Source organism: Microbacterium sp. Leaf320, assembly GCF_001423485.1.
Taxonomy (GTDB): Bacteria; Actinomycetota; Actinomycetes; order Actinomycetales; family Microbacteriaceae; genus Microbacterium.
In genome coordinates this window covers 270318-292504 of sequence record NZ_LMOD01000003.1, presented here as the reverse complement: position 1 = coordinate 292504, position 22187 = coordinate 270318, and the positions used below count along the sequence as shown (strand labels likewise).

Genomic DNA, 22187 nt, shown 5'->3' with positions numbered 1-22187 from the left:
GGACGACAAAACTCATGGCAAAGATCATCGCTTTCGATGAGGAGGCCCGCCGCGGCCTCGAGCGCGGCCTCAACATTCTCGCCGACGCCGTCAAGGTGACGCTCGGCCCGCGCGGTCGCAACGTCGTGCTGGAGAAGAAGTGGGGCGCTCCCACGATCACGAACGACGGCGTGTCCATCGCCAAGGAGATCGAACTCGACGACCCGTACGAGAAGATCGGTGCGGAACTCGTCAAGGAGGTCGCCAAGAAGACCGACGACGTCGCCGGTGACGGAACCACCACCGCCACGGTGCTCGCTCAGGCACTCGTCCGCGAGGGCCTGCGCAACGTCGCAGCCGGCGCAGACCCCATCTCGCTCAAGCGCGGCATCGAGAAGGCCGTCGCAGCGATCACCGAGGAGCTCCTCGCCAGCGCGAAGGAGATCGACTCCAAGGAGCAGATCGCCGCGACCGCGTCGATCTCCGCCGCTGACCCCGCGATCGGCGAGCTCATCGCCGAGGCGATCGACAAGGTCGGCAAGGAAGGCGTCGTCACCGTCGAGGAGTCGCAGACCTTCGGCACCGAGCTCGAGCTCACCGAGGGCATGCGCTTCGACAAGGGCTACCTGAACCCGTACTTCGTGACGGACCCGGAGCGCCAGGAGGCTGTCTTCGAGGACGCCTACATCCTCATCGCGAACCAGAAGATCTCGAACATCAAGGACCTTCTGCCCATCGTCGACAAGGTGATCCAGGACGGCAAGGAGCTCGTCATCATCGCCGAGGACGTCGAGGGCGAGGCTCTCGCCACTCTCGTGCTCAACAAGCTCAAGGGCATCTTCAAGTCGGTCGCCGTCAAGGCTCCCGGCTTCGGAGACCGTCGCAAGGCGCAGCTGCAGGACATCGCGATCCTCACCGGTGGTCAGGTCATCACCGAAGAGGTCGGTCTCAAGCTCGAGAACGCCACGCTCGACCTGCTGGGTCGTGCGCGCAAGGTCATCGTCACCAAGGACGAGACCACGATCGTCGAGGGCGCCGGTGAGGCCGACCAGATCGAGGGTCGCGTCACGCAGATCCGTCGTGAGATCGAGAACACCGACAGCGACTACGACCGCGAGAAGCTCCAGGAGCGTCTCGCAAAGCTCGCCGGCGGCGTCGCCGTCATCAAGGCGGGAGCGGCGACCGAGGTCGAGCTCAAGGAGCGCAAGCACCGCATCGAGGACGCCGTCCGCAACGCGAAGGCAGCCGTCGAGGAGGGCATCGTCCCCGGTGGTGGCGTCGCGCTGATCCAGTCGGGCACGAAGGCCCTCGACGCTCTGTCGCTCTCGGGCGACGAGGCGACCGGTGCGAACATCGTTCGCGTCGCGATCGAGGCTCCGCTCAAGCAGATCGCCCTCAACGCCGGTCTCGAGCCGGGTGTCGTCGCGAACAAGGTCTCCGAGCTCCCCTCGGGCCAGGGCCTCAACGCGGCAACGGGCGAGTACGTCGACATGTTCGCTGCAGGAATCATCGACCCGGCGAAGGTGACCCGCTCGGCGCTGCAGAACGCAGCCTCGATCGCGGCTCTCTTCCTCACCACCGAGGTCGTCGTGGCTGACAAGCCCGAGAAGGCTGCAGCTCCGATGGGTGACCCGTCGGGTGGCATGGACTTCTGATCCATCAGCACTGACAGAAACGCCCCGACCTCTCGGTCGGGGCGTTTCTGCGTTCACGGGCGAATGGGCGACAGGTTCAGCGGAACAGGCTCGCCGAGTACTGGTCGGCGTCCGCATACTGGGTCGCCGCACTCCCGAGCGAGTGCCCGATCGACTCGAGCACCTGCTCGACATGCAGCTGCGCTCCGCGCCACTCTTCGGCGCACGACTGGAACGCGGTCGATGCGGTGCCGACCCAGGACCCCTGCAGTTGGTTGAGCTGCGACATGAGGGTCGCGGACTCGGTCTGCAGGCGCCCCATGGTTGCGAGCGCTGCCGCCTGAGCGGCACCTACGGCTTCGGTGTCTACGGTGATGACGGACATGGAACTCCTCTCGGTTGGTGCTCCGACCATAGGAGAGGGCGGATGCTGACATCCCGGCGCATCCGTACGTCGACCGCTCGGTGTGCAGAACCCGCGAAAGCACGCTCTCGTGCAGTGGCGGTCAGAGGCCGGACGTCGGCGATCAGAGGCCAGAGGCCGGCGGCCAGAGGCCAGGGGTCAGAGATCCAGAGGCTCGAGCGGCTGGGTGTCCTCGAGCAGATGCGCCGGGGTCGCGCGCGACGGCGCGAGGGGGAATGTCACCGTGAAGGTCGCGCCGCCACCCGGCGTCTCGGACACTGCGACGCTGCCGTGCAGCGCTTTGACGATCGACGACACGATCGCGAGTCCGAGGCCGGAACCGCCCGTCTCACGCGCGCGTGAGGTGTCGGCTCGCCAGAACCGCTCGAAGATCTGCTCGCGAATCTGTGGCGGGATGCCTTCGCCGTGATCGACGATCGAGATGCTCCCCGTCCCTCGGACACGGTCTGCATCGACGATGAGCTCGATCGGACTCTCCTCGGGGGAGAACCGGCGAGCGTTGCCCAGCAGGTTCGTGACCACCTGTCGCACCTTGTTCTCTTCGCCGAGGACGATCGGCGGGGTGCGCACCGGGATGTCCGCGGCTTCGGTGAAGTCGATGGCGGGCACCTCCGCCGACGAGTTGCGAGGGCGCCTGCGCAGCCGCGCGAGCGTGCCGCGGGAGAGCCCCCTCGGTGCCGGGATCTGTGGGGCCGGAGCGACGGGGTTCGAGCGCGTGGTCACATCGATCAGCGGTGCCTCGACGGTGCGGTCGATCACGGACACGGTGCGAGCCGGTGCGGCCGCGCGCAGATCGAGGGCGGCGTCACGGGCGATCGGGCGGAGGTCGAGAGCTTCGATCTCGGGCTCGCGCTCCTCGTCCAGCCGGGCGAGCGCGAGGAGGTCCTCGACCAGCACGCCCATCCGGATCGCCTCCTTCTCGATGCGCTCCATGGCTCGAGCGGTGTCTTCCTCGCCCTTGATCGCGCCCATCCGATAGAGCTCGGCGTAGCCGCGGACGCTGACGAGCGGTGTGCGCAGCTCGTGACTGGCATCGCCGATGAAGCGCCGCATGTGCTGCACGGTGCGGTCGCGCTGCGCGAGCGAACCGTCGACGCGATCCAGCATGGTGTTGATCGCGCTGTTCAGTCGGCCGACCTCGGTCGTGGGCTCGAGATCCGTCAGACGCTGGGTGAAGTCGCCGGCGGCGATCGACATGGCGGTGGATTCGACCTGTCCGAGCCTGCGGAAGGTGAGGGTGACGAGTCCTCGAGTCAGCAGGGCGGCGAGGAGGATCGTGACGAGCGCGACCGTGATGTAGATCCCGAAGTACTGGCCGATGATGCGATCCGCGTATTCCAGCGGCATCGCGACGATCTGGATCCGCAACGATCCGTCGCCCTCGCCCGGTACTCGTGCCACAGCCGCGCGGAAGCTCGTGCCCTTCGTGCCGTCGAGCGTGAACGGGGTGTCCTCGTTGTTCTGCACCGCGAGCGGGGAGTACGTCGAGGGGAACAGGGGTGCCCCGTTGGCGGAGTTTCCCGTGGTCGTCTGGAGCACGCCCTCCGCGTCGTAGATCGCGACGAAGAAATCTCTGGGCGAGTCGGTGGGAGTGTAGACGGTCTTGCCGTCCTCCACCGTCACCTCGAAGTACCGATCGGCGAGATCGGCCGACACCAGGGCGGGCAGCTGGGAGTCGATGTTGTCGATCAGCGAGTTGCGAAGGATGGGCACTGTGCCGAGCCCAGCAGCCAGCAGCCCGAGGGCGAGAACGGCGACGGTGACACCGGTCACCTTCGCGCGCAGGCTGATCGATCGCCACCAGCGGGTGATCGCGTCAGGCTTGTGCGCCATGCGGACCTCCCGGGATACGGATGCTGTGCGGCGTCAGCGGACGTCGGTGAGCCGGACTACTTGCCGACCTTGAGCATGTAGCCGAAGCCGCGCTTCGTCTGGATCACGGACTCTTCAGTGTGCGGGTCGATCTTGCGGCGGAGGTACGAGATGTAGCTCTCGACGATGCCGGCGTCGCCGTTGAAGTCGTACTCCCAGACGTGGTCGAGGATCTGCGCTTTCGACAGCACCCGGTTCGGGTTGAGCATCAGGTAGCGCAGCAGCTTGAACTCGGTCGGGCTCAGCTCGATCGATTCCTTGCCGACGTGCACGTCGTGGGTGTCCTGGTCCATCGACAGCTCACCGGCGCGGATGATCGACTCCTCGTCGGCCTGCATCGTGCGCCGCAGGATCGCCTGGGCGCGCGCGACGATCTCGTCGAGGCTGAACGGCTTGGTGACGTAGTCGTCGCCGCCCGCGTTGAGACCCTCGATCTTGTCGTCGGTGCCGTCCTTCGCCGTCAGGAACAGGATCGGAGCGGTGAACCCGGCGCCGCGCAGGCGCTTGGTCACGCTGAAGCCGTTCATGTCGGGGAGCATGACATCGAGGATGATGAGGTCCGGTTCTTCCTCCAGCACGGCCGAGATGGTGGCGGCGCCGTTGGCGACCGTCTTCACCTGGAACCCGGCGAAGCTGAGACCTGTGGAGAGCAGGTCGCGGATGTTGGGTTCGTCGTCGACGACCAGGATGCGCGCATCAGTCATGACCCCATTATGGTGACTTCGGCCATGGGGATGCTGATTATCCTTCGGAGCGGCGGTTTCGCCCACCGCGTACCCGGCTGCCCGAAGCCCCGGCCGAGCGCTCAGGCAGCGATCGCGTCGGCATCCATGATCGTGTAGCTGTACCCCTGCTCGGCGAGGAACCGTTGGCGGTTCTGCGCGTAGTCCTGGTCGATCGTGTCGCGCGCGACCAGCGTGTAGAAGCTCGCGGTGCGGCCCGACTGCTTGGGGCGGAGGAGCCGGCCGAGTCGCTGCGCCTCCTCCTGGCGTGAGCCGAACGAGCCGGATACCTGGATCGCGACGGATGCCTCGGGGAGGTCGATCGAGAAGTTCGCGACCTTCGACACGACGAGCAGCGAGATCTCTCCCTCGCGGAAGGCGCGGTAGAGCTCTTCGCGCTCGTCGATGGGCGTGGCGCCGGTGATCTGCGGCGCGTTCAGCGACTGCGACAGCGAGTCGAGCTGGTCGAGGTACTGTCCGATCACGAGGATCCGCTCGTCCTTGTGCTTCGCGATGAGCTCGCGCACGGCGTCGATCTTCGCCGGGGCGGAGGCTGCGAGCCGGTAGCGCTCGTCGTCGGTCGCCGCGGCGTACTCGAGCCGGTCATCCGGCGGCAGGTCGACCCGAACCTCGTAGCAGACGGCGGGGGAGATGAAGCCCTGAGCCTCGATCTGCTTCCAGGGCGCATCGAAGCGCTTGGGGCCGATGAGGCTGAACACGTCGCCCTCGCGGCCGTCCTCGCGGACGAGCGTGGCGGTGAGGCCGATCCGGCGCCGCGCCTGCAGGTCGGCGGTCAACTTGAAGACGGGAGCGGGGAGGAGGTGCACCTCGTCGTAGACGATGAGACCCCAGTCGAGAGCATCCAGGAGAGCCAGGTGCGCGTACTCGCCCTTTCGCTTCGCCGTGAGGATCTGGTAGGTCGCGATCGTGACCGGCTTGACCTCCTTGGCCTGACCGGAATACTCACCGATCTCCTCGGGGGTGAGGCTCGTCCGCTTGAGCAGCTCGTCGCGCCACTGGCGTGCGGAGACGGTGTTGGTCACGAGGATCAGAGTGGTCGTCTTCGTAGCCGCCATGGCGCCGGCGCCCACGATCGTCTTGCCTGCGCCGCAGGGCAGCACCACGACGCCGGATCCGTCCTTGGAGAACGCGTCGACGGCATCCTGCTGGTAGGGGCGGATCGCCCACCCGTCCTCGGCCAGCTCGATCTCGTGCGGGGTGCCGGGCGTGTACCCGGCGAGGTCCTCGGCGGGCCAGCCGATCTTGAGCAGCTCCTGCTTGATCTGACCGCGCGCCCAGGCGTCGACGACGAACGTGTCGGGGGCCGGGTGGCCGATCAGCAGCGGCTGGATGCGCTTGTTGTTCGCGACCTGGGCGAGCACAGCCGGATCGGTCGAGCGCAGGATCAGGGTGCCCTCGTCGTCGCGCTCGATCACGAGGCGTCCGTAGCGGTTGACGGTCTCGCGCAGGTCCACGGCGACCGACGGGGGCACGGGGAATCGCGACCAGCGGTCGAGCGTCTCGAGCATGTCCTCGGCGGTGTGCCCGGCGGCGCGCGCGTTCCACAGGCCGAGGCGGGTGATTCGGTAGGTGTGGATGTGCTCGGGCGCGCGCTCGAGCTCGGCGAAGATCGCCAACTCGTGGCGGGCGCTCTCGGCATCCGCGTGGGCGACTTCGAGCAGCACGGTGCGATCGCTCTGGACGATCAGGGGGCCATCAGACATAGCTGTCCAGTTTACTGCGCGATCACGGTGGCGGCGCGGATGCTCGACACCGGAAGCGTGCGCTCGACGTCTGCCGCGCGATCTCGTCCGCGCAGGCGTCCGCCGCCGAGCCCTGTCGCCTCGAGGATCAGCTCCCGTGTCGATCCGTCGGGCATTCCCACGCTGACGCGAAGCACCGCTTTCGCCCGCACCGCGGCCTCGAGCTCGCGATCGAGCCAGGCAGCATCCGCATCCGGACCCTGATGCGAGCGGAGGGCGGCGATGAGAGGCGCGTAATCGGCGGCGCTCTCGGGCGCTGCGTGGACCACCGGGTTGCGCTCGCCGGCGATCGCGGTGCCGTCCTCGGCCACGAGCGTCGCGGGATAGCGCGCATCCGTCAGTGCCCAGTACACGGTGTCGCGTCCGACCCTCGTCGAGAGCGCGGCGACGTGCTTCGTCAGCGCGAGCGACCGCAGGCCCTGGTCGACCGCCATCGCCTCGATCAGATGCGGGTCGCTGCTCTCGATGCGGGTGCGTCCGGTCTCGGAGTCGGTGGACACCCGGACAAGGCCATGTCTCTGGGAGGTCTGCGAGACGAGGTACCGCAGCGGCTGGGGGATACCGGTGAGCGACAGCGACTCGAGGAACGCGAGGATCGATTCTTCGCTCTCGCCGGCGACGAGAGCATGGGCGATCGACTCGGGAGTGAAACGGTAGGTGGATGCCTGCGCCGCCGATTCACGGGCGGCGATCGTGCGCAGACGCACGTCGAGTGCAGGGGCGAGCGGGCCGGGGGAGATCGCGCTCAGATCGTTCTGCAGGAAGATCCGATCGACCTCGCTCGGCAGCAGGTTCGTGAGTGGGGCGGACTCGATGCTCCCGCCCTGCCGCAGCGACGCGGCCCATACGGGTTCGCTGCCGTCGTCGGTGATCAGACCGAGCAGCCGCGCGCGCTCGAGAAGCACCTCGCCGTGTTCGGCCCAGGTCGGATCCCAGGGATGTGCCTGCGACCAGGTGGTCGTGGGGAGCCATCCGCCGTCGTCCGTGCGCACTCCGCGGGGAAGAGCGTCGCGGAACCCGGTCACCAGAGTGCTCCATCGATCGGCCACGGACGACCTCAGCCACTCCTCTGCGCGTCCGGTCGTGCGCAGACGCCTGCCGTCGGGCGCGACCAGATCGGAGTCATCGGCGATGGCGATGAGGGCATCGACGGATTCAGCCGCGACACCGGATTCAGCCAGCAGACGCTTCTCGCCGGCGCTGACAGTGCCCCCGGTGAGCAGAGCGAAGGGCTTCTCCCGTGCGAGGAGCAGCAGATCGGCGATCGCAGCCACGGTCGTGAACGCGCGCTCTGCAGCGTGAGCCGTGTCGGCCTCGCTCGCCGCCTGTGGCGGGGAGACATCGAACGGCGTCGGTGCGGCGCGGTCGGCGAGCGCCGCGATCACGGGAGGGAAGGGTGAGCCGTCAGGCCCAAGAAGCGCGAGGCTCTCGAGAGTCGCACGCTTCGGCGTCCCCTCGGCGGAGGGCTCGACAACGGCGGCGATCAGCGCCGTCGCCTCGTCGTGCGTGAGAGCGGGAAGGATGCGGGCGAGAGACCCCGGGTCGAGCAGCGCCTCGGCCGCGTCGAAGAAATCCTGCCACCCGGCATCCGGTCGCACTCGCCGAGCCGAGAAGAGCGAGGCCAGCTGCTCGTCGCTCGCCGCAGACAGCCATTCGGCCAGCGGTCGGGCGTGTGTGCTCATGCCGGATCTCTCAGGGCCGCGATGCCGCGCGCCCCTTGCGGATGAAGCTCATGATCAGGAGTGCGATGATCATCGCGAATGCCACGGGAAGGCCCCAATAGGGGATGGCGGCGATGAACGGCCAGACGCCCGCACCGAAGTCCTCCTGCTCCATGCCGACGGCGGTGCCGATGATGATCGCGAAGAAGCAGATGATGGATGCCGCGGCGAGTCCGAGTGCCGAGAACGCCAGAATGCGATCGATACGGCGAACGGGAACCTCAGGTTCGGGACTCTTGGTACTCATCGCCCTCAGCCTACTCGCTGCGACGCCCCGCGGTTCCGCACGCCGACCTACGGATTACCCGGGCGTCGACCGGTAGGCTGGATCGGACGCACGGACGTGCGTCCGATCCAGCTCCACACCGACTCAGCGAGGTTTCTCCCATGCCCACCGGCAAGGTCAGGTTCTACGACGAAGACAAGGGTTTCGGCTTCATCGCCACAGATGACGGCCAGGACGTCTTCCTGCACGCCTCAGCCATGCCCGCAGGCGCAGCTGTGAAGGCGGGTGCGCGCGTGGAGTTCGGTGTCGCCGACGGCAAGCGCGGCCTGCAGGCCCTCTCGGTGCGCGTGCTCGATGCGCCCCCGAGCCTCGCGAAGGCGAAGCGCAAGCCCGCTGACGACATGGCGATCATCGTCGAGGACCTCGTGAAGCTCCTCGACGGCATGGGCGGCGACCTCCGTCGCGGCCGATACCCCTCTTCCGCTCAGGGCCGCAAGATCGCGGCAGTACTGCGCAAGGTAGCTGATGACCTCGAAGCCTGAAGTCGATCAGCGTCTGATCGACGCCCATGATCTCGCGCTCGCCGCGTTGCACGAGATCACTCCGGCGTCGACCGTCGGCCCCGCTGCCGACTACCTTCCTGAGGAGGACGGTTCGGTGTCGCTGCGCTTCGAGGTCCGCCTCCCCGGGTACCCGGGCTGGTTCTGGACCGTCACGGTCGCCCGCGTCGACGACGAGGAGCCGACGGTTCTCGAGATCGAGCTGCTTCCCGGCGACGGTGCGCTGCTCGCTCCCGAGTGGGTGCCGTGGGCCGAGCGTCTCGCCGAGTACCGCGCTCACCAGGTGGAGCTCGCCGAGCAGGCCGCCGCGGCTGCCGCTGACGACGCGGTCGTGGGTGATGCCGACGACGCGGAGTCCGACGAGGACGACGAGCTCGACGAGGACCTCGAAGAGGACGAGGATCTCGACGACGACGACGATGATGATGACGACGACGAGCTCGACGAGGAGGACCTCGCCGCGGAGCCGCGCGTGCTGCATGCCGGCGACCTCGACGGAGTCGACATCGACGAGCTCGACGACTCCGTCGTCGACGACGCGGACGACGAGGACTCCGACGACGATTCCGAGGACGAGGATGAGGACGAGGATGAGGACGCGGATGACGAGTCCGATACCGACGACGACTCCGACGACGAGGAATGACTCGCGATCGACAGAGGTGAGAAACAGAAGAGGGGCCGCGTGAGAACGCGGCCCCTCTTCTGTTGACGTCCCGGTGTCAGGAGCCGGTGTTCGCGAGTACGTAGTCGAGCGCACGCGTCAGCTGGCGGACGTCCTCGGGCTCGATGGAGACGAACGTCGCGACGCGCAGTTGGTTGCGGCCGAGCTTGCGATAGGGCTCGGTGTCGACGATGCCGTTGGCGCGCAGGGTCTTGGCGACGGCTGCGGCGTCGACGCTGTCGTCGAAATCGATCGTGACGACGACGGGGGAGCGGTGCGCGGCATCCGTCACGAACGGGGTGGCGACGGCGGACGCCGCGGCCCAGTCGTAGAGGATGCCGGAGGACTCCGCCGTGCGAGCGCCCGCCCATGCGAGGCCGCCGTTCGACAGGATCCAGCTCAGCTGGCTGTTGAGCAGGTGGAGGGTCGTGAGAGCCGGAGTGTTCAGCGTCTGGTTGAGACGCGAGTTGTCGACGGCGTTCTTCAGGCTGAGGAACTCGGGGATGTACCGGTCGGAGGCGGCGATGCGCTCGATGCGGTCGATCGCGGCGGGCGACACGGCCGCGAACCAGAGGCCCCCGTCGGATCCGAGGTTCTTCTGGGGTGCGAAGTAGTAGACGTCGGCCTGCGCGGCGTCGAAGTCGATGCCGCCTGCGGCGCTGGTCGCGTCGATGACCGTCAGCGCGCCATCGGCGACGACGCGCTCGATGGGAGCCGCGACTCCGGTGGAGGTCTCGTTGTGCGGCCAGGCGTAGACGTCGACGCCGTCGACGATCTCGGCCGCGGTGCGGGAGCCCGGCTCGGACTTGCGCACGTCGGGTGCCTCGAGCCACGGAGCGGCGGCAGCGGCGGCGAACTTGCCGCCGAACTCGCCGAACACGAGGTTCTGGCTGCGCCGTTCGATCAGCCCGAATGCCGCGGCATCCCAGAACGCCGTGGATCCGCCGTTGCCGACGATGATCTCGTAGCCCTCGGGAAGGCGGAAGAGGGCGGCCAGCTGCTCGCGGACGCTGCCGACCAGGTTCTTGACCGGAGCCTGTCGGTGCGATGTGCCGAGCAGAGTCGGCCCTGCGGCGAGCAGCGCATCGAGATGCTCGGTGCGCACCTTCGAGGGACCGCAGCCGAAGCGGCCGTCAGCGGGCAGGAGGTCACGGGGAATCTCGATCGCCATGCGTCGATTCTACGGCGTGACCCTCCGGTCGCTTCACCGCGTGACGCCCTGATGTCCGCGCGGGAATGTAGGCTTGCCTAAGAAGACCCGGAGGGCCACATGACGGACTTGATCGACACCACGGAGATGTACCTCCGCACCATCCTCGAACTCGAGGAGGAGAACATCGTGCCGCTGCGTGCACGCATCTCCGAGCGCCTCGGCCACTCGGGTCCCACGGTCTCGCAGACCGTCGGGCGCATGGAGCGGGACGGTCTCGTCGTCGTCTCCGAAGACCGCACGCTCGAGCTGACCGACGCCGGTCGACGTAAGGCCGTCGACGTCATGCGCAAGCACCGACTCGCCGAGCGCCTGCTGTCCGACGTCATCGGTCTCGACTGGGCGTACGTGCACGAAGAGGCCTGCCGCTGGGAGCACGTCATGAGCGAGCAGGTCGAGCGTCGACTCGTCGAACTGCTCGGCCACCCGACCGAGTCGCCTTACGGCAACCCGATCCCCGGCCTCGACCAGCTGGGCGACACCCCTGCGCGTACCTTCGACGAGGGCGTCATCGGTCTCGTGCAGAAGCTGAATGCCGCCGGCGCTCCGATCGAGGGCACCGTCCGCCGCCTCGCCGAGCCCGCTCAGGTCGACCCGGAGCTGCTCGAACAGCTTCGCGACGCTGGAGTCGTGCCCGGCGCCAAGGGCGACTACCGCTTCAACGAGGGCTACGTGCTGATCCAGATGGAGGGCAAGGAAGACGGGCTCGAACTTCCCGTCGAACTCGCGTCCCACATCTTCCTCGTGGGCGAGCCCGCCTGAATCCGAGCCGGGCTTCGAGGCGAGATCGACCCTGAGAACCGCGTGATTCCGCCTCTCCGAGGATTGCCAGGTTCACAGGGTGACAGGATCGTTATCTTCCGGTAACCTCGGACAGGTCGTCGAAGAAGCCCGCTGACGACACCCGAGAGGATTCGCCTTCCAGGCTCGTCGCCCTCCCGGTCAGACCGCACAACGTACCCGAGCTACATGGTGCCCCGAGAGCAGAGTGCCGACGAGCCAGCGCTACCCGAGCGTGCAGGCGCAGGAGGATCAGGTTTTGGCAAAAGACATCGAATCGCCCGCGAAGACAACTGAAGATCGAACAGTCGCCCGCCGCTCCCGCGGCAGGGTCGACGCACGCAAGGTCGTGAAGCCCCTGCGTTCGGTCGCCATCTTCGGGGCCGTCGGTGCTCTCGTCGCCGCCGTCGCTCTTCCTGCATACGCCGCGACGAAGCCCTCTGAGGCGACCGCGACCGTACAGCAGCTCGCAGCAGTCGACGCACAGTCGCTCGTCGTCGCCTCCGATGCGACGGCCGCATCGCTCAGCCGTGGCACGTTCACCGCCACGACCCCTGACGAGATCGAGAAGAAGAAGGCGGAAGAGGCCGCAGCCGCGCGTGCTGCCGCAGCCGCCTCCGTCACGACGGCATCGTCCAGCAACTTCAACATCGGCAACTACGCTCTCGTCTCGCCCGGCTCGGGCGAGGTGCGTTACCCGCTTCCGCAGGGGTCATACAGCGTCAGCCGCACGGTCGGCGGAGCCCACCAGGGTGCCGACATGCTGGCCCCGGCCGGAACCCCGATCTATGCGGCAGCCGCGGGTGTCGTCCGCGCCTCCGCCGAGAGCATCGGCGGGTACGGCGTGTGCGTCATGCTCGACAGCGTCGTCGGTGGTCAGCGCGTGCAGACCACCTACGGTCACATGATCTACGGTTCGCGTCAGGTCCAGGCCGGCGAGACCGTCGCCGCAGGCCAGCTCATCGGCTTCGTCGGCAGCACCGGACGCTCGACCGCGAACCACCTCCACTTCGAGGTGCACGTCAACGGCGGGCTCATGGAGCCGATCGCCTGGCTCGCCGCCAACGCCGGCTGAGCACAGTCACCCGACGCACACTCCTGTTCGGACACGCCTTCGGGCGTTCATCCGCCGTTTGGCCTTCGCGCGCTCCTGATGGGTTAGCCTGAACCCGTTGTCGCATAGTCGGGAGAAGCTGATGGAGCGAATACCGAACATCCGAACCATGGATGCCCTCGGTCGTCACGTCCTTCTGCATCGTCCGCAGGGACGCCACGGTCTTGCCGTGCGCATGAGGCGCTGTCTGTAGACAGCGCCTTTTTTGCATCCCCGCGAACGCTTCCGCCCTGTGCGGCTTCGTGTGAGTCGAGAGTGCCGGGAAGCCGTCCCGGCGGATCGAGAGGATGACGATGCGCACACTTGTACTGAACGCAGGATACGAACCGCTCGCGATCGTGTCGTTCAAGAGAGCCCTGGTCCTGGTCATGAACGACAAGGCGACCGTGGTCGAACACATCGAGGATGACCCCGTCTGGGGCAGCCACGGAGTCTACGATCGCCCCGCCGTCATCGTCCTCTCGCGCTACGTGCGTATTCCGATCAGCCGGCGGGTGCCTGTGACCCGGCGGGGAGTCCTGCGTCGCGACAACCATCGCTGCGGATACTGCGGCAAAGCGGCCTCGACCATCGACCATGTGATGCCCCGTTCACGCGGGGGAGCGGACTCCTGGGAGAACCTGGTCGCCTGCTGCCTGCGCTGCAACAACACCAAGAGCGACCGCACGCCGCAGGAGATGCGGTGGGAGCTCCGGTTCGCTCCCCGTCCGCCGCACGGCACGGCATGGACCGTCCGTGGCATCGAACGCAGCGACCCCCGGTGGGAGCCGTACCTGGCACTCGCTGCATGAGCAGGAGGCGAGGCTTCCTCTAGAATGGAAGCCTCGCCCCCGTAGCTCAGCAGGATAGAGCAGCCCTCTCCTAAAGGGCAGGTCGCTGGTTCGAATCCAGTCGAGGGCACCCTTCCCCGATGAGTGTCATCTGCCCGTTCCGGGATGCCGCCCGCATCACGGCATCGAAGGTCGAGTCCAGCACCGACGTCGCTCGCCCCGCTGCCCACGCGGTGCCGTGGACGTCGCGATACTCGAGCAGAGTGAGAGCATCCGCCGTGCTCCCTCCTCCGATGCTCGTCTGGTGCAGGGACAGGACGTCGACGGAGAAGCCGGACTCGGCGAGAACCGACACGAGGCCTTCCACGGGGCCGGAGTCTGTGACACGGTGGGTGCGCGTGTCCGAACCCGCCCGCAGGGTGACGAGCATCTCGGAGCCGTCCACCCGGTAATGCGCCAGAGCCGGCATGTCTCTCGGGGGAGCAGCCAGATAGGTGCGCTCGAACAGGCTCCACAGGTCGGTCGCCGTCAGCTCGTCGCCGACGCTGTCCGCATGAGCCTGCACCGTCCTCGCGAACTCGATCTGGAGCCGTCGAGGCAGCTCGACCCCGAACTCCCTCTCGAGCAGGTAGGCGATGCCGCCCTTGCCCGACTGCGAGTTCACCCTGATGACCGCGTCGTAGTCGCGTCCGATGTCGGCAGGGTCGATCGGCAGGTACGGCACGAGCCACCGCTGTTCGCGTGCGTCCGCACCCAGCGCCAGCGAGCGCACCACGAACGTGTCGAGCACTCCCGGGAGAGACCACGCTGGCCGCACAGCTGGGGGTAGGCCGGTCGACTGTCCGTGAAGCCATCCGTCAGCTGGCGGGCCGCGGGGTCCTCGCGACACGGCAGGGGTCGGGAGTGTTCGTGACGGCGCTCGAGGCGCCGGAGGATTGGGACGCTGTGCTCCGGCGAGCCGACATCGTCGCCGTCATCGAGGCGCGCACAGCGATCGAGACGGAGGCTGCCGCGCTCGCCGCGACTCGTCGCACGGCGACAGACCTCCGTGCGATCCGCCGCGCGCTCGACGGTCGCAGAGCCCACGCGTCAGGCGTCGAGGCGCATGTCGATGCGGACACTGCCTTCCACCGCAGCATCGTCGTCGCAGCCCACAACCCGATACTGCTCGAGCTGTTCGACGGGTTCACTCCGCGCCTGCGTCAGGCGATGGTCGAGATGCTTCGCCTCCGCCGCGACGACGGCGGCCAGGCAGACGACGACCGCCACGCGCTGCTCGCCGACGCCGTCGCGGCGCGTGATCCAGCACGGGCGGCCGCCGAGAGCCGCAGCCACCTCGCCGACCTCGCGAAGACGCTCGGCTGACGCTCGCCGTCGACGTTCAGTCGCGACCGCGACGCCATAGCTTCGACGGCCACCAGATGACTCGACCCAGGTCGTAGGCGAGAGCCGGCACCAGCAGCGAGCGCACCACGAACGTGTCGAGCAGCACGCCGAACGCGACGATGAACGCGAGCTGCACGAGGAACAGGATCGGGATCACCGAGAGCGCCGCGAAGGTCGCCGCAAGAACCAGCCCGGCCGACGTGATGACGCCGCCCGTGATGGACAGGCCCCGGAGCACGCCCTCGCGGGTGCCGTGCTCGAGCGATTCCTCCCGCACCCTGGTCATCAGGAAGATGTTGTAGTCGATGCCCAGTGCCACCAGGAACACGAATCCGTAGAGCGGAACCGCGGGGTCGGCGCCCGGGAAGTCGAACACGCCGTTGAACACCAGCGCCGAGACGCCCATCGCCGTGCCGAACGACAGCACGGTCGTGAGGATCAGCAGCACCGGCGCGAGGATCGAGCGCAGCAGCAGCATGAGGATGAGCATGATCACCACGAGGATCACCGGGATGATCAGGTTGCGATCATGAATGGAGGCGTCGTTCGTGTCGATCGCCGTCGCCGTGACTCCACCGACGAGAGCGTCGAGGTCGTCGAGCTGGGTGCGCAGGTCGCGAACGGTCGCAGCTGCGGCATCGGAATCCGCTGCGTCCGTCAGGGTGCCCTGCAACAGCACCTCTCCGTCGACGACGGTGGGCTCGGGGGCGGCTGTTCCCGGAGGGCCGACCGCTTCCAGCCCGTCCGTGGTGACCGTCGCCGAACCGCTCGGCGAATCGGCTGCCGTGACCGATACCCCGTCTATCCCGTCGTCGGCGAGGAGCACGTCGGCCGCATCCTGCAATTCGTCCTCCGCGACCACCACGTACACCGGGCTGCCGGAGCCGCCGGGGAAGTGCTCGCCGAGCGCGACCTGGCCGTCGCGGGCCTCGGATGCGCCGAGCACCAGATCGGACTGCGGCACGCCGACGGCGTTGAGCTGCAGTGCACCCGCGGCGCCGGCGAGCAGCACCAGCGTCGTGACGACCCAGATCAGGCGAGGACGCTTCGTGATCAGATGAGCCAGCCGTGCCCACAGGCCGGTCTTGCGCATGCCGTGCTCTTCGGCCACGACCTCCGGCTCGAACTTCGGACGCCGGGGCCAGAAGACCGCGCGTCCGAACAGCAGCAGCAGCGCCGGCAGCAGGGTGAGAGCGGCGAGCATCGCGAACACGATGCCGATCGCGGCCACCGGGCCCAGCGTGCTGTTCGACTTGAGGTCGCTGAGCAGCAGGCACAGGAGGCCTGCGATCACGGTTCCACCAGAGGCCACGATCGGCTCGAACGAGCCCTTCCAGGCGGCCAGCACGGCAGTGCCCTTGTCCTGGGCGACGCGCAGCTCTTCTCGGAACCTCGCGACGAACAGAAGGGCGTAGTCGGTAGCGGCTCCGATCACCAGGATGAACAGGATGCCCTGCGTCTGGCCGCTGAGCAGCAGCACCTCGAATTTGGCCAGCCACCACACGACCAGCAGCGCCACGCACAGGGCGAACAGGCTGGTCGAGAGCACGACGATGGGCAGCAGCAAGGAACGGTAGACCAGCACGAGGATGACGAGGACCGCCAGGAGAGCGACACCGAGCAGCAGGCCGTCGATACCCGCGAACCCTGCGACGAGGTCGGCGCTGAAGCCTGCGGGTCCCGTGATGTACACGGTGACGCCATCGGGAGCGGCGTCCCGGAGCTGCGCACCCAGCGCATCGATCGCGTCTGCCAGCTCTGCGTCGCCCTCGATCGGGATGAACGCCTGGATCGCCTTGCCGTCCTCCGAGGTGAGCGCGGGTGACACGTCCTCGCTCACACCCTCCACGGATGGAGCATCTGCGACGGCATCCGAGATGGTCTCGATGTCGGACTCCGAGAGCTCGTCATCGGACACGAAGACGGCGATGGCAGGGATCGCGTCGCTGTCGTTGAACTCCCCGAGGAGCTTCTGCACCTGAGTCGCGTCGGCGGACTCCGGCAGGTAGCTGGTCTGGTCGTTCGAGGACACCTCGTCGACCTTGCCGAACAGGGGGCCGCCGAGACCTGCGCCCACCAACCACACGAGGATCAGGACCACGGGGATGAGGACGCGGACCCAGGAGTGTCGACGCGTGCGTTCGCGGGTCGGCGGAATGGGCGCGTGCTCAGGGCTGGACATCAGGTTCCTCTCGGGGCGTGCAGGTGGGGATTCAAGCGGGTGATCAGGAGATCCAGGCGAGGATGAGGATCATCGTCGCGAGGAAGCCGGCGAAGTAGTTGAGCGCGATGAAGCGCCGCCATGCGCGGTTCGTGCCGCCCGACGTCTCATCGGTGACGCTCCACCAGGGGGCGGCGTTCACGATGTAGGGCACGGCGAGCAGGGCGCCCAGCGGCCCCGGCCAGGTGGTGAACAGCATGGCCGCCCCGGCGAGGACCCACAGAGCGATCGACAGTCGCACCGTGGCTCGTGCGCCGATGACCGTGGCGATCGAGCCGATGCCGCCCTCGCGGTCGGGGCCGATGTCCTGCACCGCGCCGAACGCGTGCGCGGCCATGCCCCACAGGAAGAAGGCGACGAGGACGATGACCGCGGTGGGGGTGACGGTCCCTGTGGCGAGAGTGAGGCCGACGATCGCCGGCGTCACGAAATGCAGGCTCGAGGTCGTCGAGTCCAGGAACGGACGCTCCTTGAACCGAAGCCCGGGCGCCGAGTACGCGATCACGGCGAACACGCTGATCGCCAGCCAGACCCACGACGCCGGGTTGCCGACGACGACGAGGTAGACGAGGAACGGGATGTTCGTCGCCGCCGCAGCCCACAGGGTGGTGCGGTGGATGCGGGGAGCGAGGAGTGCGCCCTCGATGCCGCCCTTGCGCGGGTTGGCGAGGTCGGATGCGTAGTCGAAGACGTCGTTGATGCCGTACATCGCGAGGTTGTACGGAACGAGGAAGTAGAGGGTGCCGATGATCAGCGTGAGGTCGATCTCGCGTGTGCTGAGCAGGTAGGCGGCCGCGAACGGGAAGGCGGTGTTGATCCAGCTGATGGGGCGCGATGACAGGACGATCTGAGCGAAGTCCCGGCCGACGGATCCGCGGGCGGGCGCGGTCACGAGGCATCCTCGGCGTCGGATCGAGGGTCGACCTGCGCGCGGCGGCGGGCGCGGAGCGCGGCCCACAGGGCGGGCAGCAGGACGGCGCCGGCGATCGGATAGGCGAAGTCCTCGAGCGGGGCGAGACCGACGTGCACACCGAGGAGGTGCTCGGGAGAGTAGTGGAAGAGTCCTGTCGCGATCATCACGGTGTCGAAGACGGCGGTGAGGATGACGAGCACCGCGAGCGTCACCGCGACCGCGCCCGTGTGGGCTCGATGCCGTCCGGCGAGGATCGAGAGCACGATCGCCGCAACGATCGCTGCGCCGACGAACCACGCCGAGAGCTGCAGGTACGTCATGAGGGCTCCTCCACGGCGGAGCGCCGGCGGATGCTCGACAGGACGCGTACTGCGCCGGTGTAGACGATCATGGTGCACACCACGAGGAAGAGCAGGAACACCGGCTCCTCGATCGGGAGCTCGGGTGCGAGCACGATACCGGTCGCCACGGCGGCCTCACCGCGGAAGAAGATCCCGCCGGCGATCCCGGCGACATCCCAGATCAGGAAGAAGGCGAGTCCCGTCACCGTCACGACGGATGCTGAGACCGCGTCGCGCCAGAAGAACAGCCGGAAGCGCCGGTCGAGCAGCAGCATGCAGCCGAGGGTCACGAGGAGGAGCGCCAGGTACACGAACCCCATCACGCGGTTCCGCTCTTCGCGGGGGCGGCGGTCGAGACGTCGAGAGGTCCGGACGAATGATCGCCGCGGATCCGCTTGAGCACGATCTCGGCGCTGATGAGGCACATCGGCACACCGACACCCGGCGCGGTGGTGGCGCCCGCGTAGTAGAGCCCCGAGACCCGGCGCGACGCGTTCTGCGCACGGAACATCGCGCTCTGCGACAGGATGTGCGCGGGGCCCAGCATGCCGCCCCGCCACGAGTTGTAGTCGTCGCGGAAGTCTGCGGGTCCCTTCGTCTCGCGGACGACGATGCGTTCGCGGAGGTCGGGGATGCCCGCCCACTGCGAGATCTGGTCGATCGCGTCGTCGGCCGCCTGCTCGATGCGTGCGGAGCCTGCGCCGTCGGATCCGCCGCCGCCGAGATCGGTGTCGGCAGGGATGGGGACCAGCACGAAGAGGTTCTCATGCCCCTCAGGCGCGACCGTGTCGTCGGTCGCGCTCGGGCGACACACGTAGGTCGATGCGGGCGAGGGGACCACAGGCTGATCGCCGAAGATGGCGTCGAAGTTGGCATCCCAGTCCTCGGTGAAGAACAGGGAGTGGTGGGGGAGCTCGGGGAGGGAGCCCCGGATGCCGAGCATCACCAGCACGGCACCGGGCCCGCTCGTGCGTCGCTGCCACCACGAGTCGGGGTAGGTGCGCAGGTGCGGGGGGAGCAGTGCCGTCTCGGTGTGGTGCAGGTCGGCTCCGGAGACCACGATGTCGGCGTCCGCGCGGCGCGCGGTTCCGTCGGCGTCGCGCCACTCGACGCCGGTCACGGTAGCCCCGCCGGAGCGGATGCCGGTGCTGATCGCGGTGACGTCGGCATCCAGCACGATCCGGACGCCCGCGCCCTCCGCCAGCTCGGCGATGCGCTCGACGACCCGCCAGAAGCCGCCCTGCGGATAGCTGACGCCCTCGTCGAGATCGAGTGCGCTCATGAGGTGATACATGGCGGGCGCCGTGCGCGGGTCCGTGCCGAGGAAGACGGCCGGGTATCCCAGCAGCTGCCGGATCATCGGATCGCGGAAACGCCGGGCGGCGAACGACTGCAGGCGTGTGCCGAGCAGTGTGAAGAGTCGGGGGAGGGCTCGCAGCACCTCGGGTGTCATGAGCCCGCGCAACCGGGTGAAAGGGTTGTAGAGGAAGTACCGCTCGGCCATGACGCGTGCGTCGTGCGCCGAGTCGAGATACGCGTCCAGAGCCTTCGCGGCGCCGGGCTCGCGCGACTCGAACAGGCGCGACACCTCCGCACGGCCCGAGGGCACGGTGACGGACGCCGCGGGGCGGCCTTCGGCATCCGGTGCCTGGAAGACGCGGTACCCGGGGTCGAGGCGCGTCAGGTCGAGCTGCTCCTCGGTCGTGGTGCCCATCATCGCGAAGAAGTGGTCGAAGACCTCGGGCATCAGGTACCACGACGGCCCGGAGTCGAACCGGAAGCCGTCTCTTTCGATGGTGCCCGCGCGCCCTCCGACCCTGCTGTTCTTCTCGTAGACGGTCACATCATGCCCGTCGCGCGCGAGCAGCCCTGCCACTGCGAGGCCGGCGACTCCGGCGCCGACAACGGCCACCCGGCTCATCGGGCACGCTCCAGGGATGTCACCAGCACCGATCGTGCGGCAAGCAGTGCCTTGATGGGATCGGGCACGCGGACCCTCCGCTCGTACAGGGTGGCCGCGGGCGTCTTCGCCACACGTCGGGTCAGGGATTCGAAGAGGGCCTGGGCGCTGCGCACGGCCGCGCGCGCATCCTTCGGCAGAAGAGGGATGGAGCGCCGGGCATCGTCGAGCTGCGCCGAGATCGTGCGCACCCACGCATCTCGGTCTGCGTCGCTGAGGCGGCCCGATTCGCCCAGATACCCCCGCTGCAGTCGATCTGTGTCGTCGGCGAGGTCGCGGAGGAAGTTGACGTTCTGAAAGGCCGCGCCGAGCTGTCGGGCTCCGTGTTCGAGGATCTCGCGCTCCTTCTCGGTGCGGGTCTCGTCTCGCAGGAACACCCGGAGGCACATCAGCCCCACCACTTCGGCGGAGCCGTAGACATAGCGCTCGTGCGCCTCGGCGTCGTAGGCGGTGAAGTCCGTGGCATCCGCGATGTCGGCGCCCATCGAGTCGAAGAACGGTTGGGTGAGGTCCTCGCCGATCCCGCACTCCCGAGCGGTCCGTGCGAACGCGTGCAGGACGAGGTCGGTGCTGTAGCCGACGCGGATCGAACGATGGGTCTCGGCGACGTACGAGGCGAGAGCCTCGGTCTGGGCAGAGGCGTCGAGGCCTGCCTGGGCGGCGACGCCGTCGACGATCTCGTCGGCGATGCGGACCATGGCGTAGATGTTCCGCACGTGCTGCCGGTGTCTCTGACCGAGCAGCCGCGTCGCCAGCCCGAACGACGTGGAGTAGGTGCGGATGACTTCCGTGGACGCGGTGTCGGCGGCTCGACTGAACCGCCCCAGGCTCTCCTCCGGGGCGTCGTTCGACGGCGGGGTCATGACTGGCGGCCCTCGAGACGGGAGGCGGAGACCAGAATCGACCGCGCCGCATCCGCGCTGATCTCCCCGGCCAGTTCCGCCTGCGCGAGCAGTGCGTAGACGGTATCCAGCTGGTCGCCGATCAGGCCGACCACGAATCGCTCGGCGCCGCATTCGCGGAGTCTTTCGCGGATCTCCGTGGCATCGTGCAGGCTCAGCTCAGCCGACCCGAAGTGCGGTTCGATGCGGGGCCAGGCGCCCGTCGACCGGGCGAACGCGATGATCGCTGTCTCCTTGCCCTCGCGCAGATCCGAGAACGCGTCCTTGCCGTGCGTGCGGTGGTCGCCGAACACGCACAGGAGGTCGTCCTGCAACTGATACGCCAAGCCCAGATGGCGTCCGACCGCCTGCAGCGTCTCCTCCGCCGACACAGAGGATCCTGCCAGCAGCGCGGCGGCCCGCAGCGGGAGGGAGAAGGAGTAGGTCGCCGTCTTGTACACGCTCATGGTGAGCACGGTGTCGACATCCGACGGGATGATGCCGTGGCTGAGGGCGACGTCGGTGTGCTCGCCTGCGACGGTCTCGAGGATCGTCTGCTCGACCAGATCGAGGAGGCGCCCTCGCGCGTGCGTGGGCACATCAGCACGGGCGAACCCCATGATCGCCGCAGAGAGCAGCAGGTCGCCCATGAGTATCGCGCTGGATCTCGCCCAGTGCAGCGAGTCCTCCTCCGTCGAACCCGGGCTGGCCGCAGCGAGCTCGCCGATGAGGTTCGGCCGCTTGCGTCGCGTCAGGTCTCCGTCGATCACGTCGTCGTGCAGGAGGAAGGCATAGTGCAGCAGCTCGATGTGCGTGGCGATGTCCACGGCTGCGATGCTCGGCTCGGCGCCCATGTCGGGGGCGAGTGCCCGGTGGATGTCGAGGAGCAGCCGCGGGCGCACGAGCTTTCCGCCGAGAGCATGTTCCGCCGTCGCCCGCCAGAGCGCGGCGAACTCCGCGCCGTACGTCTCCGCGTTCTCGCAGTGCAGTGCGAAGCGCTGGCGCAGCACCTCTTCGACCCGGGTGCTCATCTCTTCTCGGATCGC

22 protein-coding genes, 1 tRNA gene and 1 pseudogene are annotated in these 22187 nt (G+C 68.0%); 9 read left to right on the top strand and 15 right to left on the bottom strand.

Going from position 1 to position 22187, the window contains the following annotated elements; translation table 11 throughout:
- Positions 1–14 precede the first annotated feature (14 nt).
- Positions 15–1634, top strand: a complete 1620-nt coding sequence (groL, locus tag ASF63_RS11285) for a chaperonin GroEL (RefSeq protein WP_056513751.1) — start codon at positions 15–17, stop codon at positions 1632–1634.
- Positions 1635–1710: 76 nt separating this feature from the next.
- Here groL and ASF63_RS11280 read toward each other — a convergent pair whose 3' ends face one another.
- From ASF63_RS11280 to ASF63_RS11255, 6 genes are all read right to left on the bottom strand, one after another.
- A complete protein-coding gene (locus ASF63_RS11280; RefSeq protein ID WP_056312559.1) occupies positions 1711–1998 on the bottom strand; it encodes a WXG100 family type VII secretion target in 288 nt (95 codons plus the stop codon).
- Positions 1999–2175: 177 nt separating this feature from the next.
- Entirely contained in the window at positions 2176–3870 is a 1695-nt protein-coding gene (locus ASF63_RS11275; RefSeq protein WP_082478078.1) for a sensor histidine kinase, read from the bottom strand.
- A 56-nt stretch (positions 3871–3926) separates the two neighbouring features.
- Positions 3927–4613 (bottom strand): response regulator transcription factor, encoded by a 687-nt coding sequence (locus tag ASF63_RS11270; protein WP_042539813.1) that lies wholly within the window; start codon positions 4611–4613, stop codon positions 3927–3929.
- 101 nt (positions 4614–4714) lie between these two features.
- Positions 4715–6355, bottom strand: coding sequence for a DNA repair helicase XPB (locus tag ASF63_RS11265; RefSeq protein WP_056513749.1), 1641 nt, complete (start codon positions 6353–6355; stop codon positions 4715–4717).
- Positions 6356–6366: 11 nt separating this feature from the next.
- On the bottom strand, positions 6367–8076 hold the full coding sequence (locus ASF63_RS11260) for a helicase-associated domain-containing protein (protein WP_056513746.1): 1710 nt from the start codon (positions 8074–8076) through the stop codon (positions 6367–6369).
- Between the two features lie 10 nt (positions 8077–8086).
- The gene (locus ASF63_RS11255; RefSeq protein ID WP_056312553.1) at positions 8087–8362 is read right to left on the bottom strand and encodes a hypothetical protein; all 276 of its coding nucleotides are present in this window, start codon (positions 8360–8362) and stop codon (positions 8087–8089) included.
- A gap of 140 nt (positions 8363–8502) precedes the next feature.
- Between ASF63_RS11255 and ASF63_RS11250 the strand changes: the two genes are divergently transcribed.
- Entirely contained in the window at positions 8503–8883 is a 381-nt protein-coding gene (locus tag ASF63_RS11250) for a cold-shock protein (RefSeq protein ID WP_056312551.1), read from the top strand.
- Complete coding sequence (locus tag ASF63_RS11245) at positions 8867–9547, top strand: DUF3027 domain-containing protein (protein WP_056513743.1); 681 nt, start codon at positions 8867–8869, stop codon at positions 9545–9547. The genes ASF63_RS11250 and ASF63_RS11245 overlap by 17 nt, the downstream gene beginning before the upstream one ends.
- 76 nt (positions 9548–9623) lie before the next feature.
- Here ASF63_RS11245 and serC read toward each other — a convergent pair whose 3' ends face one another.
- Entirely contained in the window at positions 9624–10736 is a 1113-nt protein-coding gene (serC, locus tag ASF63_RS11240) for a phosphoserine transaminase (RefSeq protein ID WP_056513740.1), read from the bottom strand.
- A 99-nt stretch (positions 10737–10835) separates the two neighbouring features.
- On the opposite strand from serC, the gene ASF63_RS11235 reads away from it, so the two are divergent.
- From ASF63_RS11235 to ASF63_RS11220, 4 genes are all read left to right on the top strand, one after another.
- On the top strand, positions 10836–11537 hold the full coding sequence (locus ASF63_RS11235) for a metal-dependent transcriptional regulator (RefSeq protein ID WP_056312544.1): 702 nt from the start codon (positions 10836–10838) through the stop codon (positions 11535–11537).
- Positions 11538–11814: 277 nt separating this feature from the next.
- Positions 11815–12630: a M23 family metallopeptidase gene (locus ASF63_RS11230; RefSeq protein ID WP_082478153.1), complete on the top strand. Its 816-nt coding sequence runs from the start codon at positions 11815–11817 to the stop codon at positions 12628–12630.
- A gap of 332 nt (positions 12631–12962) precedes the next feature.
- Complete coding sequence (locus ASF63_RS11225) at positions 12963–13460, top strand: HNH endonuclease (RefSeq protein WP_056514881.1); 498 nt, start codon at positions 12963–12965, stop codon at positions 13458–13460.
- Between the two features lie 35 nt (positions 13461–13495).
- A tRNA-Arg gene (locus ASF63_RS11220) sits at positions 13496–13569 on the top strand.
- Here the strand turns inward: ASF63_RS11220 and ASF63_RS19645 are convergent.
- Complete coding sequence (locus ASF63_RS19645) at positions 13531–14211, bottom strand: alpha-isopropylmalate synthase regulatory domain-containing protein (protein ID WP_414843728.1); 681 nt, start codon at positions 14209–14211, stop codon at positions 13531–13533. The genes ASF63_RS11220 and ASF63_RS19645 overlap by 39 nt on opposite strands.
- Here ASF63_RS19645 and ASF63_RS19590 point away from each other — a divergent pair.
- Positions 14181–14339: pseudogene (locus ASF63_RS19590) on the top strand (GntR family transcriptional regulator); the annotation flags it as partial. The gene ASF63_RS19645 and the pseudogene ASF63_RS19590 overlap by 31 nt on opposite strands.
- Positions 14340–14348: 9 nt before the next feature.
- Positions 14349–14804, top strand: coding sequence for an FCD domain-containing protein (locus ASF63_RS11210; RefSeq protein WP_321163161.1), 456 nt, complete (start codon positions 14349–14351; stop codon positions 14802–14804).
- 16 nt (positions 14805–14820) lie between these two features.
- Here ASF63_RS11210 and ASF63_RS11205 read toward each other — a convergent pair whose 3' ends face one another.
- From ASF63_RS11205 to ASF63_RS11175, 7 genes are read right to left on the bottom strand one after another with little or no spacing between them, the layout of a single operon-like run.
- Positions 14821–17007: an MMPL family transporter gene (locus tag ASF63_RS11205; RefSeq protein WP_056513733.1), complete on the bottom strand. Its 2187-nt coding sequence runs from the start codon at positions 17005–17007 to the stop codon at positions 14821–14823.
- Positions 17008–17050: 43 nt separating this feature from the next.
- On the bottom strand, positions 17051–17938 hold the full coding sequence (locus ASF63_RS11200) for a prenyltransferase (RefSeq protein WP_056513730.1): 888 nt from the start codon (positions 17936–17938) through the stop codon (positions 17051–17053).
- On the bottom strand, positions 17935–18279 hold the full coding sequence (locus ASF63_RS11195; RefSeq protein WP_056513727.1) for a lycopene cyclase domain-containing protein: 345 nt from the start codon (positions 18277–18279) through the stop codon (positions 17935–17937). Before ASF63_RS11195 ends, ASF63_RS11200 begins: the two co-directional genes overlap by 4 nt.
- Positions 18276–18620 (bottom strand): lycopene cyclase domain-containing protein, encoded by a 345-nt coding sequence (locus tag ASF63_RS11190; protein ID WP_056513723.1) that lies wholly within the window; start codon positions 18618–18620, stop codon positions 18276–18278. The genes ASF63_RS11195 and ASF63_RS11190 overlap by 4 nt, the downstream gene beginning before the upstream one ends.
- Positions 18620–20221 carry a phytoene desaturase family protein gene (crtI, locus tag ASF63_RS11185; protein WP_056513721.1) on the bottom strand — a complete coding sequence of 534 codons (1602 nt, stop codon included), beginning with the start codon at positions 20219–20221 and terminating at the stop codon, positions 18620–18622. The genes ASF63_RS11190 and crtI overlap by 1 nt, the downstream gene beginning before the upstream one ends.
- Complete coding sequence (locus ASF63_RS11180) at positions 20218–21123, bottom strand: phytoene/squalene synthase family protein (RefSeq protein WP_056513718.1); 906 nt, start codon at positions 21121–21123, stop codon at positions 20218–20220. Before ASF63_RS11180 ends, crtI begins: the two co-directional genes overlap by 4 nt.
- Entirely contained in the window at positions 21120–22172 is a 1053-nt protein-coding gene (locus ASF63_RS11175) for a polyprenyl synthetase family protein (protein ID WP_235560775.1), read from the bottom strand. Before ASF63_RS11175 ends, ASF63_RS11180 begins: the two co-directional genes overlap by 4 nt.
- Positions 22173–22187 lie beyond the last annotated feature (15 nt).

Coding starts and splice junctions, on each gene's coding strand:
- ASF63_RS11255 (WP_056312553.1), bottom strand. CDS start 8,362: ATGAGTACCAAGAGTCCCGAACCTGAGGTTCCCGTTCGCCGTATCGAT.
- ASF63_RS11180 (WP_056513718.1), bottom strand. CDS start 21,123: ATGACCCCGCCGTCGAACGACGCCCCGGAGGAGAGCCTGGGGCGGTTC.
- crtI (WP_056513721.1), bottom strand. CDS start 20,221: ATGAGCCGGGTGGCCGTTGTCGGCGCCGGAGTCGCCGGCCTCGCAGTG.
- ASF63_RS11280 (WP_056312559.1), bottom strand. CDS start 1,998: ATGTCCGTCATCACCGTAGACACCGAAGCCGTAGGTGCCGCTCAGGCG.
- ASF63_RS11235 (WP_056312544.1), top strand. CDS start 10,836: ATGACGGACTTGATCGACACCACGGAGATGTACCTCCGCACCATCCTC.
- ASF63_RS11265 (WP_056513749.1), bottom strand. CDS start 6,355: ATGTCTGATGGCCCCCTGATCGTCCAGAGCGATCGCACCGTGCTGCTC.
- ASF63_RS11225 (WP_056514881.1), top strand. CDS start 12,963: ATGCGCACACTTGTACTGAACGCAGGATACGAACCGCTCGCGATCGTG.
- ASF63_RS11250 (WP_056312551.1), top strand. CDS start 8,503: ATGCCCACCGGCAAGGTCAGGTTCTACGACGAAGACAAGGGTTTCGGC.
- ASF63_RS11260 (WP_056513746.1), bottom strand. CDS start 8,076: ATGAGCACACACGCCCGACCGCTGGCCGAATGGCTGTCTGCGGCGAGC.
- ASF63_RS11195 (WP_056513727.1), bottom strand. CDS start 18,279: ATGACGTACCTGCAGCTCTCGGCGTGGTTCGTCGGCGCAGCGATCGTT.
- ASF63_RS11245 (WP_056513743.1), top strand. CDS start 8,867: ATGACCTCGAAGCCTGAAGTCGATCAGCGTCTGATCGACGCCCATGAT.
- ASF63_RS11175 (WP_235560775.1), bottom strand. CDS start 22,172: ATGAGCACCCGGGTCGAAGAGGTGCTGCGCCAGCGCTTCGCACTGCAC.
- ASF63_RS11275 (WP_082478078.1), bottom strand. CDS start 3,870: ATGGCGCACAAGCCTGACGCGATCACCCGCTGGTGGCGATCGATCAGC.
- groL (WP_056513751.1), top strand. CDS start 15: ATGGCAAAGATCATCGCTTTCGATGAGGAGGCCCGCCGCGGCCTCGAG.
- ASF63_RS11190 (WP_056513723.1), bottom strand. CDS start 18,620: ATGGGGTTCGTGTACCTGGCGCTCCTCCTCGTGACCCTCGGCTGCATG.
- ASF63_RS11205 (WP_056513733.1), bottom strand. CDS start 17,007: ATGTCCAGCCCTGAGCACGCGCCCATTCCGCCGACCCGCGAACGCACG.
- ASF63_RS11270 (WP_042539813.1), bottom strand. CDS start 4,613: ATGACTGATGCGCGCATCCTGGTCGTCGACGACGAACCCAACATCCGC.
- serC (WP_056513740.1), bottom strand. CDS start 10,736: ATGGCGATCGAGATTCCCCGTGACCTCCTGCCCGCTGACGGCCGCTTC.